Genomic DNA, 15,919 nt, shown 5'->3' on the forward strand with positions numbered 1-15,919 from the left:
TGTTATCCATGAGTACTGCCTGACGCGGCTGGTAGGCCGACGCGGGGGCGGCAGTCACCCCCCACCAATGGACGATTCAGCGCCCGGACTTGGGGTCGAAGGCATCCCGTACGGAGTCTCCGAGGAGGTTGAAGCACAGGATGAAGATCACCAACGCCACACCCGGGAAGAACATGAACGCCGGGTCCTGCTCGGCGTACCTGGCGCCGACGGCGAACAGCCGTCCCCAGTCCGGCGTGGGCTCGACGAAGCCGACACCGGCGAAGGAGAGAAAGGCGATGGTGAGGATCGTGCTGGGCAGTTGGTACGTGAACTGCACCAGGATGGGCGAGACGACGTTCGGCAGGATCTCCTTGCGGACGATCCTCCAGGGAGAGGCACCGGAGACCTTGGCCGCCTCCACGAACTCCCGCTCACGAAGGGACAGCACGGTGGAGCGGACGAGTCTGGCCATTCCCATCCAGCCCAGCACCCACAGCACGATCAGGATCGCCACCGCTCGGAAGTAGGTGGGCGTCTCCTCCCGCGGGTCCACGAAGAACGCGGTCACCACGGGCATGAAGGCGATGAAGAAGAGCTGTTGCGGGAAGGACAGGAAGAAGTCGGTGACACGCCCGATCCAGTAGTCGGTCCTTCCGCCGAAGTAGCCACCGATCAGACCGATGATGACACCGGTCAGCATGACCAGCGAGGTCACGCCCAGCGCCATGAAGAGCGATGTGCGCATGCCGTACATCAGCATGGCGAACAGGTCACGACCGTACTGCGGCTCGACACCGAACCAGTGCTCCCCCGAGAGACCACCGAAGTAGCCGAGCGGCAGCCCGAAATCGTCCAGCACAGGCTGGTCCGCGTACGTCGGGTCCTGCCCGTACAGCGTGTACGGGTTCGTCCCGCTAATGGCGGTGAGCAGCGGTGCGCACAGCGCCACGACGAAGTAGAAAATCACTACCCCCGCGCAGAACATGCCGGTACGGTCGCGCCGGAAGCGCTGCCACATCAGCTGGCCGGGGGAGCGGCCTTCAAGCTTCTTGGGCTCGTGGACCTCAGAGGTCGAAGCCAGTTCGGGGTCCAAGGCGACCGCGGACCCGGAGCCCTCGGCCTTGGTTGGACTGGTCATGTCTGTTCTTCCCCCGGGGGGTTGGAGAGTTGAGCGCAGCACAGATACCGGCGGGTTCTGTGGTTTGGGGGAACTTTCGCCAAACGGGTCAACGCGCGTCAAGGGCGGGAGACATAGGGATCTCCCTACCGTCCATATTTTGAGCAAAAATTGCAAAGATTGACACCTCAGCGCGCTTGACAACCGAACCGAAGACTTCACAAAACGGACTTTCAAGCACGGATTTTTGTTTACATGTCCGAAACCTGATCGCTGGATCACCGATATCCGAACGGTCCTTGACAGGCCGCGGACAGCATGCCGAAGGACCCGAAGCGGGTCCGGCCCTCTCGGTGGTGCGCGCACACCGAGAGCCCGGCCGTCCTCAGGGTGGAGAGACGGGGCGACGGGTGGACGACTCCTAAGTCTACACGCGTAGCACGGATGCGCTCGTGCCTGTGGGACGGCCGCGAAGATTTCCCGGCGCCGAGGGCAACGGTTCTCCATGCCCATGGACTCTATGGGTCGTCAAGGGAGGTACCCATGGGGGACCAGAAGGCGACTCGGGACGAGGAGTTCCAGAGTTTCGTCATCGGCTGCTGGCCACGGTTGCTGCGTACGGCCTTTCTCCTCTCCGGCGAGCAGCATGCCGCGGAGGACCTGGTGCAGGCGACGTTGGAGCAGGTGTACGTGGCCTGGCGCCGTGTCGGATCGGCCGACGCGCCCGAGGCGTATGTACGACGCGTGCTGATCAACACGCACGCGCGCAGACATCGCAGACGCCTCAAGGAGTTCCTGTCACCCAAGGGCGACTCGGGCCTCGGGCACGAGCGACCCGACCCCGGCGATCCGATGGGCCGGGCCGACAGCCGCAGTGTCCTGCTCAAGGCTCTCGCCCAACTGCCGCCACGACAGCGGCAGGCGGTGGTCCTCCGTTACTGGGAGGACCTGACCGAGACACAGACGGCGGAGGCGATGGGCTGCTCGGTGGGCGCGGTGAAGAGCAACGCGGCGAAGGGGATCGCGAAGCTCCGCGCCATTCCGGGGCTGGACGAGATGGTGACGAGCGGAGGGCGGAAGTGATGACCGCAGGACAGGAGAACCACGACGTGACACACAGGGACATCGCCCTCCTCCTCGCGGACGCCGCGGACGAGGTCGAGGTCGGCATGGCGCCGGTTCAGGCAGTGGTCCGCGGCGGCCGGCGCCGCAAGACCCGCCGTTGGGCAGTGGGTGCGGCGGCGGCCCTGGTGATCGTCAGCTCGACGGCGTCGCTGGCCGTGGCGGAACTGCGGGGCGGAGACAGGAACAGCGTGGCACCGATGGCCACCCAGTCGCCAACGGCCGAGGAACGGGACGTACGCGCACCGCAGCGGACCCTTCTGGCACGCGGTACCTTCCGAGGCAAGGAGTGGACCGTGTACCTCGACGTGTGGGTGGCGCCACGCGACGCCGCGGAGGCCCGGGAGCAACTGACGGCTATGGACGAGTTCGAGGTGCGTCCCACAGACGCTCATAAGGCCTCCGAACTGATCGGCAAGAGTTCGTACGTCGTCTATCGGACCTTCGGGGACACCGTTTCGAGAACCTTCATTGACGTGTTCACGAAGGACGACACCATGACGGGCACGGACATGCAGTCCGGCGAATTCTTGCTGAATGCGGAATCCGACGGCCCTTACGGCCTGGTCATCGGCCAGGTCGCCAAGACTGCCCAGCGCGTCACATGCACCTGGAACGACGGCACGACCGCCGAAGTCCGCAGGGCACCGGAGAAAGACCACGTCAACAGCGGCGAACAGGCGATCCGTTCGTCGAAGGGGTCCCCGGTGGACTGGTTCGTGTGCCTGATTCCGGAAGGCAAGAAAGGCATGAAGGGCAAGACGGCGAAGGTGACGGGTTGACGTGCAACCTCCCCCTGAAGGGAGAGGATTCCGGCCGGAGGCCAGCAGCTGAACCAAGGAGCAGGGCTTGGCGACCCACTACCTGAGCCATTGTCACGAACGGGCCCGGTCACCCACCTCGGTGGGTGACCGGGCCCGTTCGTCGGCTGCGGCGACCGATCGCGTAGCGACCGATCAGCCGTCTCGGAACATTCAGCCGTGCTTGGCCCGGCTCGCCGCACGCGCGCGCTCGCGGGCGTCCAGGTTGACCTTGCGGATGCGTACGGCCTCCGGGGTCACCTCGACGCACTCGTCGTCGCGGCAGAACTCCAGGGACTGCTCGAGCGACAGCTTGCGCGGCGGGACGATCGACTCGGCGACGTCTGCGGTCGAGGACCGCATGTTCGTGAGCTTCTTCTCCTTGGTGATGTTGACGTCCATGTCGTCGGAGCGCGAGTTCTCACCGACGATCATGCCCTCGTACACCTCGGTGCCGGGCTCCACGAAGAGCACACCGCGCTCCTGAAGGTTCGTCATCGCGAACGCGGTGACGGCACCTGAGCGGTCGGCGACCAGCGAGCCGTTGTTACGGGTCTGCAGCGCGCCGAACCAGGGCTCGAAGCCCTCGTGGATGGAGTGCCCGATGCCCGTACCGCGGGTCTGCGTGAGGAACTCGGTACGGAAGCCGATGAGACCGCGGGACGGGACCACGAACTCCATGCGGACCCAGCCCGAGCCGTGGTTGGACATGTTGTCCATGCGGCCCTTGCGGACACCCATGAGCTGGGTGACGGCGCCCATGTGCTCCTCGGGCACGTCGATCGTCATACGCTCGACCGGCTCGTAGACCTTGCCGTCGACGTCCTTGGTGACCACCTGCGGCTTGCCGATGGTCAGCTCGAAGCCCTCACGGCGCATCTGCTCGACCAGGATGGCCAGCGCCAGCTCACCGCGGCCCTGCACCTCCCAGGCGTCCGGACGCTCGGTCTCCAGCACGCGCAGCGAGACGTTACCGATCAGCTCGCGGTCCAGGCGGTCCTTGACCTGGCGGGCGGTGACCTTGCGGTCCTTGACGGCCGCCTTGGCGTCGGCGCCCTTGCCGGTGCCACCGCGGCCGACCAGCGGCGAGGTGTTCGTACCGATGGTCATGGAGATCGCCGGCTCGTCGACCGTGATCAGCGGCAGCGCGACCGGGTTCTCCGGGTCGGCCAGCGTCTCGCCGATCATGATGTCGGGGATACCGGCGACGGCGCAGATGTCACCCGGGCCGGCCTTCTCGGCGGGCTTGCGGGTGAGCGCCTCGGTCATCATCAGTTCGCTGATGCGGACGTTGGCGACGGACCCGTCGCGCTTCATCCAGGCGACCGTCTGACCCTTCTTCAACTCGCCCTGCTGCACGCGCAGCAGCGCGATACGGCCGAGGAAGTTGTCGGCGTCCAGGTTGGTGACGTGCGCCTGCAGCGGGGCCGTCTCGTCGTACGTCGGCGCCGGGATGTGCTCCAGGATGGTCGAGAAGAACGGCTCCAGGCTGGTGGAGTCGGTCGGGACCGTGCCGTTGTCGGGCTTGGTGAGGGACGCGACACCGTCACGGCCGCACGCGTAGACGATCGGGAACTCGATCTGGTCCTCGTCGGCGTCCAGGTCGAGGAAGAGGTCGTACGTCTCGTTGACGACCTCGTCGATCCGGGCGTCGGGGCGGTCCGTCTTGTTGATGCAGAGGATCACGGGCAGCCGGGCCTGCAGCGCCTTGCGCAGCACGAACCGGGTCTGCGGCAGCGGGCCCTCGGAGGCGTCGACGAGCAGGACGACACCGTCGACCATCGACAGACCGCGCTCGACCTCACCACCGAAGTCGGCGTGACCGGGGGTGTCGATGATGTTGATGGTGATGACGTCCCCCCCGTCCTTCGGGTGGTACTTCACCGCCGTGTTCTTGGCCAGGATCGTGATGCCCTTCTCACGCTCCAGGTCGTTCGAGTCCATCATGCGGTCGTCGACGGAGTCGAGCTGGTGGGCGGCGAAGGCACCGGCCTGCTTCAGCATTCCGTCGACGATGGTCGTCTTGCCGTGGTCTACGTGAGCGACGATGGCGACGTTGCGAATGTCGTGACGTGTTGAGGACACAGCCATAGTGCGGCGATTCTCCCGGGGTGTGTGGACGGCCCTCGCGTACGTCTGCGTCACGCGGACCCTGCCGGGCTGGACACGCCACGGCCTCACCCCATGGTACGGGGCCGCCGCAGTAGAGGCTCCCCGGGCTGTTCCGGCCCGCCTCAGGACGGGCCGGCACCAGCTCAGGGAGGGTGATCCCTACTTTTCCGAGGGGCGTGCCGGGCCCTTCGCCCCCTTCTTCCGGAAGCCCATGTCCTCGTAGAGGGGGGTCTGGAAGCCGAAGGCGCCCACGTTCGCGAGTGGGGTGCGGGCGGCGACGAGCTGGGGCCGCTGGTAGAGGGGGATGGACCCGGCGGCGGCCCAGATGCGGGCGTCAGCCTTGCGGATCAGGGAGCGGTTCCTGGACTCGTCGAGGGTGGCCACGGCCTGGTCGAAGAGCTGGTCCACCTGGTGCGTGCCGACACGCGTGTAGTTCTGCTCGACGCTCAGCGAGCCGTCGGCCGCCGGGACCGGCTTGGCGTAGATCGGCCGGGCGTCGGTGGCGGGGAAGGCGGAGGTCGGCCAGGAATACAGCGCGAGGTCGTACTGCCCGTTCGCGATGTGATCCTTGAAGTAGCTCTCGTCGGCGACTTTGCTGACCTCAGTACGGATCCCGACGCGGCCCAGCATCACCGCGATCCGCTCACCGACGGCCCGCAACGACTCCGTGCCCGGCCCCGAGGGCAGCACGAACCGCAGCGTCAGCGGCTTGCCGTTCTTGGCGAGCGGTGCCCGTGCCGCGTCGGCGGGCGCCCGCGTCCCGGTCGGCGCGTACGCGCCCGGCGCACCGCCCGGCTTGAACCGCTTGCCGTCCTGAGCCAGGTGCTCGCTCTCGTCACCCACCTTCTGGTCGTCGATGCCCTGGTCCTGTCTCGCGGCCGGCTTGTTCTTCTCGTCGTCGCCCTTCTTCTCCTTCTCCTCCTGCTCCTGCTCCTGCTTCGGTTGCTGCTCCTGCTCCTGCTTCTGTTTCTGCTCCGTCTCGGCCTCCGCTCCCGCCGCCTTCTTGACCTCCTTGAGGGGCCCGCCCTGTACCCACCCTGCGTCGGCGAGCAGGGCGCGCGCCTCCTTGGTGTCCTGGCCGCCGAGGGCGCCGCTGTTGTCGGCGTAGGCGGCCTGGCCGGCGAGGGCGAGGTGGCTGCCGACTGGGACGGCGGGCAGCCCCAGGGGCTTCAGGACGAGGGCGGCGAGCTCCTCGCGGTCGAGGGCACGGGCCACCGCGCGGCGGACGCGCTCGTCGGCGAGGGGGCCCTCGGAGCCGTTGAGGGCGAGCTGGGTGAAGGAGGGTTCGAGGGAGCGCCGGACGGTGTAGCCGCGCAGGGCGGACTGCTCGGCGGCGTACTCCGCGACCGCCGCGCGCCGCTCCTTGCGGGCGCTGACCTCGTGGTCCGCGGCCTCCTCGTCGGAGCCGTGGGCGACGGCCCAGGACCGCAACGACTTCGCGGGCGTCAGATCGGAGCCGGGCCCGTGGCCGTGGACACTCCCCTGGGCGCGGAGGCCCTGCTCGGTGAGGGGGCCGTTGCCCGCGAGCGGACCGGCGGCGCCCCGCGTCCCCTTCTTGTCGCGGGAGGCCAACATGATCCGCTCGGCCTGTGCGGAGTCGACCTCGGCGATGTCGACCTTGTTCGCGGCCAGCGCCTGGACCCGCTCGGTGCGCGGTACGGCGCGCAGGACCAACTGGGAGAGCTTGGCCTGGCGGCCCCACCAGCGCGGGTTGCGGGTGAGGGTGACCTCGCCGTCCTTGCTGTCGATCTCCTTCAGCGCGAAGGGCCCGGCGGTGACGTCGAGCTTCTTGCGGGCACCGTCGTTGAAGGAGTCGGGGCTGCCCATCACCTGCTTGGGGTACAGCGGCGAGAACAGTGACTTCCAGTCGGCGTACGGGTGGGCGAAGGTGACCCGGACCTCCAGGTCGTTCTTGCCCCGCTCGATCTTCTCGATGCGTTCGTACCCTGCGTTCCGGGCCGTCCAGTAGGCGGAGTCCTTGCCGGACAGGGCCCGCCACTGCGCGGCGAAGTCGGCGGCGCCGATCTCCCGGCCGTCGCTCCACACCGCCTCCTGGTGCAGCTTGTAGAGCACGACCTGCCTGGGCTCGCGCTCGACGACCTTCGCGGACTCCACGTAGTCGGAGTTGAGCTGGGGGCGCCCGCCGGCGTCGAGGCGGTACATCGACGGCAGGACGGCGCCGGCGACCCGTGCGGTCGCCGGGTCGGCGTCGGCCTGGAACGTGTTCAGCGTCTCCGGCAAGACGTCCACCGCCCAGCGCAGGGTGCCGCCGTCCTCGAGCAGTTCCCGGGCGGCGGGGGCGATGTCCTGTTCGGCGACGGGCCTGCCCGCCGGGTCCTTCTCACCGCACGCCGCCAGCAGGGGCACCGCGAGCGCACCCGCGGTCAGGAAGGCGACCGAGCGCGTGAGCGCGCGCGGTCCGACACCGTCGTGGGACATCTCTGCTACCTCCGGTGGGCCGCACCGCCGACGATCGGGGTTTATGATCACTTTTGGGTGCATATGGAGCTGATCAGATCTAAGCCACACACTGAAGAGGAAGGGACGGACCGACCGACGGCGACACGGCGACGGGGAGCGAAATGCCACCCGTGCGGCGCAACACGCCGCACCCGGACCCCGGCGCACTCCGAACGTGCGTGGGCGTGCGCGACGGGCATGCAATCCGCCAATCGATGCACATCCCTTCACAGCGCAACGTGTGACGCGCAACACTCGCAGGCGCATGAACGTTGCCGCCTCGGACCTCCAGACCCGCGGAAGTGAGGGCAAGTCATGTCCGTGCACGATGAATTGACATCGGTCCAACGGTGCCTCGACGACCTGTACCGGTCGGTGGGACGCCTGGAACAGAAGATCGGCGGGGGCGGGCCCGACATGCGCCGCGTCCGCGCCGACATCACCCATCTGCGCGAGAGCGTCGCGCTGCTGCGCGAGACGGCCTCCGGCGCCTCGACCCCCAAACGGCCCGAACTCGTCACGATCCCCGACACCCCGTACGACGACTCGCTGTGGACGGACTCGGACGACGAGGGTCTTGGCGCCCGGGACCGCCGCGCCCCCTGAACCCGAGCGTCCGGCAGCCCGAGACCTCGACGACCTGAGCACCCGACCGGGAGTCCACGTTGGCCACTGGTACGGAACCACCAGCGACACAACCCCATCCAGAACGCGGCGGCGTACGCACCGCCACGCGCGCCGCGATCACCGCCCCGCATCTGCGGACCGACCGCTGGTGGCTGGCCCCCGCCGCCACGGCGGCCGGTCTGCTGGCCTTCGTCGTGTACTCGACCTGGCGGGCCTTCGCGGACGCGCACTACTACGCGGCGCCGTACGTCTCGCCCTTCTACTCGCCCTGTCTTGCGGAGCGCTGCGAGCCCATGCGCGCGGGGCCCAACTGGGAGATCTTCGGCGCCTGGTGGGGTATCTCACCGGCGATCATCATCCTGATCTTCCCCCTCGGCTTCCGCCTGACCTGCTACTACTACCGCAAGGCCTACTACCGGGGCTTCTGGGCGTCCCCGCCGGCCTGCGCGGTGGCGGAGCCGCACAAGAAGTACACCGGTGAGACCCGCTTCCCGCTGATCCTGCAGAACATCCACCGGTACTTCTTCTACGCCGCGCTCGTCGTCGCCGGCATCCTCACGTACGACACCGTCCTCGCCTTCCGCGACGAGAACTACGAGTGGGGCCACATGGGCCTCGGCACGATCGTGTTCCTGATCAACATCGTGCTGATCTGGGCGTACACCCTCTCCTGCCACTCGTGCCGGCACATCGTCGGGGGCAAGCTCAAGCACTTCTCCAAGCATCCCGTGCGCTATCGGATGTGGCAGTGGGTCGGGAAGCTCAACGCCCGCCACATGCAGCTGGCCTGGGCCTCGTTGGTGAGTGTGGCGCTCGCCGACTTCTACGTGTACCTGGTCGCGTCCGGTGCCTTCGACGATCCGAGGTTGTTCTGATGTCCGTGGTCGACCGGCAGGAGTGGGACGTCGTCGTGGTGGGCGCGGGCGGTGCCGGACTGCGCGCCGCGATCGAGGCCCGCGAACGGGGCGCCCGTACGGCCGTGATCTGCAAGTCCCTGTTCGGCAAGGCCCACACGGTGATGGCCGAGGGCGGCATCGCGGCCGCCATGGGCAACGTCAACTCCGGTGACAACTGGCAGGTCCACTTCCGCGACACCATGCGCGGCGGCAAGTTCCTCAACCAGTGGCGGATGGCGGAGCTGCACGCCCGCGAGGCCCCGGACCGGGTGTGGGAGCTGGAGACCTGGGGCGCCCTCTTCGACCGTACGAAGGACGGCCGTATCTCGCAGCGGAACTTCGGCGGCCACGAGTACCCGCGCCTCGCCCATGTCGGCGACCGTACGGGCCTGGAACTCATCCGCACGCTCCAGCAGAAGATCGTCGCGCTGCAGCAGGAGGACCACAAGGAGACCGGGGACTACGAGTCCCGGCTGAAGGTCTTCCAGGAGTGCACGGTCACGCGGGTCCTGAAGGACGGCGCGCGGGTGAGTGGTGTCTTCGGCTACGAGCGCGAGTCGGGCCGTTTCCTCGTCCTCGAAGCACCCGCCGTCGTCATCGCCACCGGTGGCATCGGCAAGTCCTTCAAGGTGACGTCGAACTCGTGGGAGTACACGGGCGACGGGCATGCGCTGGCCCTGCTCGCGGGCGCGCCCCTGCTGAACATGGAGTTCGTGCAGTTCCATCCGACGGGCATGGTCTGGCCGCCGTCGGTGAAGGGCATCCTGGTCACCGAGTCGGTACGCGGGGACGGCGGGGTGCTCAGGAACTCCGAGGGCAAGCGGTTCATGTTCGACTACATCCCGGACGTCTTCAAGGAGAAGTACGCGGAGTCCGAGGAGGAGGGCGACCGCTGGTACGAGGATCCGGACCGCAACCGGCGCCCACCGGAGCTGCTGCCGCGCGACGAGGTGGCGCGGGCGATCAACTCCGAGGTCAAGGCGGGCCGTGGTTCCCCGCACGGCGGGGTGTTCCTGGACGTGTCCACGCGGATGCCGGCGGAGACCATCCGCCGCCGACTGCCGTCCATGTACCACCAGTTCAAGGAGCTGGCGGACGTCGACATCACGGCGGAGGCGATGGAGGTAGGGCCGACCTGTCATTACGTGATGGGCGGCATCGCGGTCGAGTCGGACACGGCGGCGGCGCGCGGGGTGCCGGGGCTGTTCGCGGCCGGTGAGGTGGCCGGCGGTATGCACGGCTCCAACCGGCTGGGCGGCAACTCCCTCTCCGACCTGCTGGTGTTCGGCCGCCGTGCGGGGCTGCACGCGTCCCAGTACGCGGCGGGGCTCACCGGTTCCCGGCCCCCGGTGGACGACATCGAGGTCGACACGGCCGCCGCCGAGGCGCTGCGCCCCTTCTCCGCCGAGGGACCGGCGCCGGGCGAGGACGCGACCGGACGGCCGCCGGAGAACCCGTACACCCTCCACCAGGAACTGCAGCAGGCCATGAACGACCTCGTCGGCATCATCCGCCGGGAGGGCGAGATGGAGCAGGCGCTGGAGAAGCTGGCGGACCTGCGGGTACGGGCGCGCCGGGCGGGTGTGGAGGGCCACCGGCAGTTCAACCCCGGCTGGCATCTCGCCCTGGACCTGCGGAACATGCTGCTGGTCAGCGAGTGCGTGGCACGGGCGGCGCTGGAGCGCACCGAGTCGCGCGGCGGCCACACCCGCGAGGACCATCCGGCGATGGAGCGCGACTGGCGCCGGGTGAACCTGCTGTGCCGGCTGACCGACCCCACGGGCGAGTTGGCAGCCCCCGCCGGCGCCCAGATCTCCCTCACCCGTGAGACCACCGAACCCGTCCGCCCCGACCTGCTCGCCCTCTTCGACAAGGAGGAGCTGGTCAAGTACCTCGCCGAAGAGGAGCTGTACGAGTGAGCAGCCACGAGGAGCCGCGGTCATGAGCGGCGGTTACAAGGCCCGCTTCAAGGTGTGGCGGGGCGATGTGAGCGGTGGCGACCTGGAGGACTTCGCGGTCGAGGTCAACGAGGGCGAGGTGGTCCTCGACATCATCCACCGCCTCCAGGCCACCCAGGCCCCCGATCTCGCCGTCCGCTGGAACTGCAAGGCGGGCAAGTGCGGTTCGTGCTCGGCGGAGATCAACGGGCGTCCCCGGCTGATGTGCATGACCCGGATGTCGGTGTTCGAGCGGGACGAGACGATCACGGTCACCCCGCTGCGGGCCTTTCCGGTGGTCCGCGACCTGGTCACGGACGTCGGCTTCAACTACACCAAGGCGCGTGAGGTGCCGGCCTTCGTGCCGCCGGAGGATCTCGGTCCCGGCGAGTACCGCATGATGCAGGAGGACGTGGACCGCCCGCAGGAGTTCCGTAAGTGCATCGAGTGCTTCCTGTGCCAGGACACCTGCCATGTCGTCCGCGACCACGAGGAGAACAAGTCGGCGTTCGCGGGCCCGCGTTTCCTGATGCGGGTCGCGGAACTGGACATGCACCCCCTGGACGCGGCCGAGGACACCGGCCTGGACCGCAAGAAGACCGCCCAGGACGAACACGGCCTCGGCTACTGCAACATCACCAAGTGCTGCACGGAGGTGTGTCCCGAGGGCATCAAGATCACCGACAATGCGCTGATCCCGCTCAAGGAGCGTGCCGTCGACCGCAAGTACGACCCGCTGGTGTGGCTGGGCTCGAAGATCAGGAGGCGTTCCTCAGCAGGGTGAGGGACCGCTGGACGGCGTGCTCGGCGATCGCCCGCATGAACGCGGGGTCCGGGAAGTCGCCGTCGAGGAGGCGGAGGGGACCGGCGACGAGGCTGAGGTTCATGGCCAGCCGGTAGAGGCGGAGCCGGTCCTCGTCGAGGCCGGACCCGGCTCGCCCCGCCCGCAGGGCGTCGTAGTGGGGGCCGAACCGGATCTCCAGGAACACGTGTTCCCACTCCGGGTCGAAGTACATCAGCCCCTCGATGTCGATCAGGACCGGCTCTCCACCGGCCCCGACGAGCACATGGTCGGGGCCCAGCTCACCGTGGATCAGGGTGTGGTGCCGGCGGGGCCGGGCGGCGGAGGCGAGCCGGTGTATCTGCTCGTCCAGCGCCTCACGTGCCTCAGCGATCCGGGAATCCCGTCCCGCCGCCTCCTCGATGTCGCGCAGAGCCCGGTCCCGTACGACCCGCACACAGGAATCGCCGTGCGAGGTGCCGCCCCCGTCCACGACACCGACCTTCCCGAAGGCCGGCCCCGACCCGCAGCCCCGCAGGGTCTCCAGCACCCGGGCCAGTCGCTCCAGGGTGACCGCCGCCGTCCGGGGGTCGCGCTCCAGCGCTTCCTCCAGGGTCCCCTCACGCACGTCCTCGACGACGGCCGCGTCCGCCGCCAGGTGACGGCCGCTGCGGTCGGCGAGCAGCAGGCGCGGGGTCCGGACACCGAGGTCCGCGAGCCGGTCGTGGGCCGCCGTGAACAACTCGATGCCGGAGGCGTGCGAGAAGGGGTGGCGTGGGTCGGGGGCGGCGGTGCCCTCGGTGCCGGTCCAGTAGTCCTCGTCCGGGGACCACACGTACGCGACCGCCGTCCCGCCGTCGTCGAGAACGAGCCGGTACACACCCTTCTTGCTGCCGCCGCGCAGCCGCGAGACGGCGGTGAGACGCCGGTCGCGGCCCAGGGCGGCCCGTGCCAGGGGCTCCAGGTCGGCGCGGGTAAGGGGGCAGCGGGGGGTGGTCATGGGTTGGTCACTGCCGGGCGGAGCGGGGCGGCCCCGGGCGGGTCGCGAGGAACGACAGCACCGTGTTCGTGAGGATCAGGGCCAAGCCCCCCAGGCCGAACGCACCCGCACGATCGGTCGCCACGCCGACGCACCAGAGGCACAACCCCGCGCTGCCGGCGAGCGTGGCCCAACCCCACAGCACCGGCCGGAACGTGGTGCGGCGCAGCCAGGGCAGCATCCACCCCGTGCGGATCGCGGCGACGCCGAACACGGTCGTGGCCACCATGGCCGCCGCTAGCAACCCGATCCCGATGTTCGTCAGCATGTCCCTGCCGCCTCCCCCTCGCCACCGAGGCGATCATGACATGCCCTCCTCACCGGCCGCCAGCCTCCGCCTCCCCCACTCCGCCGCCTCCCACTCGCGACGACGCGAGACCGGCCATACGCTCCCAAACGTGATGTCGCGCCCAAGGTCGAGCCGGCCCCGCCCCACCCCCGCCCACATACCCACCCACCTCGCCCACACCGCGTTCGGCGTACTGGCGGCGGTGGGGTGGCTCTTGCTGCCCACGGTGACGGGTGCGGGGGTGAGCGGGCACGTCACCGGGGCGGGTGAGCGGGTGGCCGGGGTGGACGGCGAGCGGTCGGCGAGGGCGGCTGCGGGTGGGCAGGTCGTGGGAGCGGCCGCCGGCGAGCGGTTCGTGGGAGCGGCGGAGGGCGGACAGGGGGCAGGGCCGGGTGGCACCGAGCTGTTCATGGGTACGGCCCTGGGCGGGCGCGGCGGAGAACGGGGTGCCGTCGGGCGGCCCGTGGAGACGGTGGGGGGCGGGGAGAGCGCTGCGCCGGGCGCCAGCGCGCAGCCCATGGGGGCGGCCCTGAGCGGGCAAGGCTTGGAGGCGGGCCTGAGCGGGCAACGCGTGGAGGCGGGCGTCGACGGGCGGTTCACGGATGCGGCGGTCGGCGACCGGCGGCGACCGGGGTCGGCCGACCGGGACCGGCCCGCGCCCCGGACCACCGGCGGACAGCCGGTGCACCCGGCGAGCGGCGAACGACCCGCAGAGCCGGCCGACGCCCACCAGCCCGCGTCGGCCACCACCGACAAGCCACGTGCGCGCCCGGCGAGCGGTGAACAAGCCGCCGTGTCGGTGGTCCCCGACCGGTCCGCGCGCCCGACCACCGGCCGACAGCCCTCGCACCCCGGCCACGAACACCTCAGCGGCCCGGCCGCCGCCGACCAGCCCGGAGTTCCGGTCACCGCCGGGCGGCACGGGGTTGCGCGGGGCTCGGTGGCCGCGGCAAACGGTGAGTCCTCCGGGGTCGATCTGATCCTGCCAGTGGCGGCTGCGGGCGCGGCGATCGCCGTGGCCACGTACTCATACGTACGACGCAAGCGGCGCGCAGCGGCACGTACGACGCCCACCGGCACGTTCGAACCGCCCGTCGCCTCACTGCCGGACCTGCGTCGGCGAGCGGAGCGGCTGCTCGTGGAGACGGACGACAGCGTGCGCACGAGCGCCGAGGAACTCGGCTTCGCGACGGCGGTGTGGGCGGGTCGTGCGGCCGGTGTGCCGGACGCGGAGGGGCCGACGAGCCACGGCGACACGGAGACCTCCGCGGAGAGCCCGGGGCACCACGGCCACACCGCGCCCTCGTCCGCGAGTCCGGCAAGGGGTTCGGCGAGTGGTCCGGAGGCCGGGACACACGAGGAGACGTCGACCGAGCCCGACTCGACCGGGCCGGACGCGGCAGGGCCGGACGCGGCAGGGCCCGCGGGCCACGAGGCAATCGAGCCCCGTGAGGAAGGCACTTCGCCTGCCCACTCGAACCAGCCGGACGCGGAGGCATCGTCGGCTGCCCACCCGAACCGGCCGACACCGGACAAGCCGGCAGCAGCCCGCTCCGACAAGCCGGGCGCGGAGGTGCCTGCCGCTGCGACGCGCTCGAACGAAGCGGACGCGATGAAGGCGGCGGGGGTTCTGTGGGGCCGGTCGCGTGGCGGGACGGGTGCGCTCGATCCGGCCAAGGCCTACGCCGAGACGCCTGCGGCGCGAGACGCGGTCATGCCGTTCGCGGAGGCGTTGGCGGACGCGGGCGGAGAGCTGGCCGGGGCCTTCCGGGCGGCGCAGCGGCTGGACGAGGAGGCCGGCGCCCTGTCGCCCGACGAGGAACGCGCACTGTGGGAGGAGATTCTCACCCGGTGCACGACCGCACAGCGCCGGCTCGACACGGCGACGCCCGCCTTCGACCAACTCCGCTCCCTGGAGCGGGACATCACCCCGGCCCTGGAGTACGCGGAGGCCCGCTTCCGCGAGTTGACGGGCCGTACGGCGACCGCGACCACCACCCTCGCCGCCCTCCGTGACGGCTACGCTCCGGCCGCCTCCCTCTCCGTCGCCGGCCACGTCGAACAGGCCAAGGACCGCCTCGTCTTCGCGACGACCGAGCTGAACCGGGCTCGCCAGGCCGCCTACCCGGGCGATCTGGAGACCGCGGCCGTACATCTACGGGCCGCCGAGGGCGCGATCCACCAGGCGGACGTGTTGGTGACCGGCGTGGAACGACTCGCCGCCGAGCTGGCGCGCGCGGCCGCGACCACGCAAGAGGGCGCCCCCTCCACCGGCTCCTACGACGACCCTCTCGACGCCCTGTGCCGCCAGGGCCGCTGGGTCCTCCCGGCCCACAGCGCCGTGGCCGCCGCGACGGACTTCGTCACCACGCATCGCGGCGCCATAGGGGTGAAAGCCAGAACCCGCCTGGCAGAAGCCCGACGGCACCAGGCCGCCGGCCCCGGCGTCGACCGAGTGCCCGACCTCATGGCCTCCGACGCCGTCCATGCCCAGCGCGCCCTCGCCCTCGCGCGGGAAGCCCGAGGTCTGGCCGAGGAGGACGTACGGAGGTACGAGAATCCGTACGGCGGCCCCGTCGGCGGCGGCCTGGCCGGGGCGGTGCTGGGCGGGATCATCCTCGCCGAGGCGCCCGGCGACGACGGCCCCGTCCACCCACGGGGCCCGGCCTGCTACGGCGGCACGGCGACCCGCGCCCGCAGGGCAGTGGACGGCCACTTCTGAGCCCCGCCGGCCCCACCGGAGAGCCGCAGCCCCAA

The 15,919-nt window shown here is 70.0% G+C and carries 12 protein-coding genes; 7 read left to right on the forward strand and 5 right to left on the reverse strand.

Going from position 1 to position 15,919, the window contains the following annotated elements:
- Positions 1 to 76: 76 nt before the first annotated feature.
- The gene (locus ACFY9I_RS35050; RefSeq protein WP_391009158.1) at positions 77 to 1,120 is read right to left on the reverse strand and encodes an ABC transporter permease subunit; all 1,044 of its coding nucleotides are present in this window, start codon (positions 1,118 to 1,120) and stop codon (positions 77 to 79) included.
- Positions 1,121 to 1,642: 522 nt separating this feature from the next.
- Here ACFY9I_RS35050 and ACFY9I_RS35055 point away from each other — a divergent pair.
- Together ACFY9I_RS35055 and ACFY9I_RS35060 are read left to right on the forward strand one after the other, a co-directional pair.
- The gene (locus ACFY9I_RS35055; protein WP_391009161.1) at positions 1,643 to 2,182 is read left to right on the forward strand and encodes a SigE family RNA polymerase sigma factor; all 540 of its coding nucleotides are present in this window, start codon (positions 1,643 to 1,645) and stop codon (positions 2,180 to 2,182) included.
- Complete coding sequence (locus ACFY9I_RS35060) at positions 2,182 to 3,003, forward strand: hypothetical protein (RefSeq protein WP_391009164.1); 822 nt, start codon at positions 2,182 to 2,184, stop codon at positions 3,001 to 3,003. Before ACFY9I_RS35055 ends, ACFY9I_RS35060 begins: the two co-directional genes overlap by 1 nt.
- A 192-nt stretch (positions 3,004 to 3,195) precedes the next feature.
- Here the strand turns inward: ACFY9I_RS35060 and typA are convergent, their stop codons facing one another.
- Both typA and ACFY9I_RS35070 read right to left on the reverse strand, forming a co-directional pair.
- Positions 3,196 to 5,112 (reverse strand): translational GTPase TypA, encoded by a 1,917-nt coding sequence (gene typA, locus ACFY9I_RS35065; protein WP_391009167.1) that lies wholly within the window; start codon positions 5,110 to 5,112, stop codon positions 3,196 to 3,198.
- Positions 5,113 to 5,292: 180 nt separating this feature from the next.
- Positions 5,293 to 7,572, reverse strand: coding sequence for an ABC transporter substrate-binding protein (locus tag ACFY9I_RS35070; RefSeq protein WP_391009170.1), 2,280 nt, complete (start codon positions 7,570 to 7,572; stop codon positions 5,293 to 5,295).
- Between the two features lie 336 nt (positions 7,573 to 7,908).
- On the opposite strand from ACFY9I_RS35070, the gene ACFY9I_RS35075 reads away from it, so the two are divergent.
- The 4 genes from ACFY9I_RS35075 to ACFY9I_RS35090 are packed head-to-tail and all read left to right on the forward strand — an operon-like array spanning position 7,909 to position 11,837.
- A complete protein-coding gene (locus tag ACFY9I_RS35075; protein WP_391009173.1) occupies positions 7,909 to 8,199 on the forward strand; it encodes a hypothetical protein in 291 nt (96 codons plus the stop codon).
- A 59-nt stretch (positions 8,200 to 8,258) separates the two neighbouring features.
- Positions 8,259 to 9,095, forward strand: coding sequence for a hypothetical protein (locus tag ACFY9I_RS35080; protein ID WP_391009176.1), 837 nt, complete (start codon positions 8,259 to 8,261; stop codon positions 9,093 to 9,095).
- Positions 9,095 to 11,035 carry a fumarate reductase/succinate dehydrogenase flavoprotein subunit gene (locus ACFY9I_RS35085; RefSeq protein ID WP_391009179.1) on the forward strand — a complete coding sequence of 647 codons (1,941 nt, stop codon included), beginning with the start codon at positions 9,095 to 9,097 and terminating at the stop codon, positions 11,033 to 11,035. Before ACFY9I_RS35080 ends, ACFY9I_RS35085 begins: the two co-directional genes overlap by 1 nt.
- 22 nt (positions 11,036 to 11,057) lie before the next feature.
- Positions 11,058 to 11,837: a succinate dehydrogenase/fumarate reductase iron-sulfur subunit gene (locus ACFY9I_RS35090; RefSeq protein WP_391009182.1), complete on the forward strand. Its 780-nt coding sequence runs from the start codon at positions 11,058 to 11,060 to the stop codon at positions 11,835 to 11,837.
- Here the strand turns inward: ACFY9I_RS35090 and ACFY9I_RS35095 are convergent.
- Together ACFY9I_RS35095 and ACFY9I_RS35100 are read right to left on the reverse strand one after the other, a co-directional pair.
- Positions 11,812 to 12,834 (reverse strand): phosphotransferase, encoded by a 1,023-nt coding sequence (locus ACFY9I_RS35095; RefSeq protein ID WP_391009185.1) that lies wholly within the window; start codon positions 12,832 to 12,834, stop codon positions 11,812 to 11,814. The two genes, ACFY9I_RS35090 and ACFY9I_RS35095, sit on opposite strands and share 26 nt — an antisense overlap.
- A 7-nt stretch (positions 12,835 to 12,841) precedes the next feature.
- Positions 12,842 to 13,141 carry a hypothetical protein gene (locus tag ACFY9I_RS35100; RefSeq protein WP_391009188.1) on the reverse strand — a complete coding sequence of 100 codons (300 nt, stop codon included), beginning with the start codon at positions 13,139 to 13,141 and terminating at the stop codon, positions 12,842 to 12,844.
- A 130-nt stretch (positions 13,142 to 13,271) separates the two neighbouring features.
- Between ACFY9I_RS35100 and ACFY9I_RS35105 the strand changes: the two genes are divergently transcribed.
- Complete coding sequence (locus ACFY9I_RS35105; protein WP_391009192.1) at positions 13,272 to 15,884, forward strand: hypothetical protein; 2,613 nt, start codon at positions 13,272 to 13,274, stop codon at positions 15,882 to 15,884.
- Positions 15,885 to 15,919: the final 35 nt, after the last annotated feature.

It is taken from the genome of Streptomyces sp. NPDC012510, from assembly GCF_042955065.1.
Lineage (GTDB): Bacteria > Actinomycetota > Actinomycetes > Streptomycetales > Streptomycetaceae > Streptomyces.

Coding starts and splice junctions, on each gene's coding strand:
- ACFY9I_RS35085 (WP_391009179.1), top strand. CDS start 9,095: ATGTCCGTGGTCGACCGGCAGGAGTGGGACGTCGTCGTGGTGGGCGCG.
- ACFY9I_RS35050 (WP_391009158.1), bottom strand. CDS start 1,120: ATGACCAGTCCAACCAAGGCCGAGGGCTCCGGGTCCGCGGTCGCCTTG.
- ACFY9I_RS35090 (WP_391009182.1), top strand. CDS start 11,058: ATGAGCGGCGGTTACAAGGCCCGCTTCAAGGTGTGGCGGGGCGATGTG.
- typA (WP_391009167.1), bottom strand. CDS start 5,112: ATGGCTGTGTCCTCAACACGTCACGACATTCGCAACGTCGCCATCGTC.
- ACFY9I_RS35095 (WP_391009185.1), bottom strand. CDS start 12,834: ATGACCACCCCCCGCTGCCCCCTTACCCGCGCCGACCTGGAGCCCCTG.
- ACFY9I_RS35060 (WP_391009164.1), top strand. CDS start 2,182: ATGACCGCAGGACAGGAGAACCACGACGTGACACACAGGGACATCGCC.
- ACFY9I_RS35055 (WP_391009161.1), top strand. CDS start 1,643: ATGGGGGACCAGAAGGCGACTCGGGACGAGGAGTTCCAGAGTTTCGTC.
- ACFY9I_RS35100 (WP_391009188.1), bottom strand. CDS start 13,141: ATGCTGACGAACATCGGGATCGGGTTGCTAGCGGCGGCCATGGTGGCC.
- ACFY9I_RS35070 (WP_391009170.1), bottom strand. CDS start 7,572: ATGTCCCACGACGGTGTCGGACCGCGCGCGCTCACGCGCTCGGTCGCC.
- ACFY9I_RS35075 (WP_391009173.1), top strand. CDS start 7,909: ATGTCCGTGCACGATGAATTGACATCGGTCCAACGGTGCCTCGACGAC.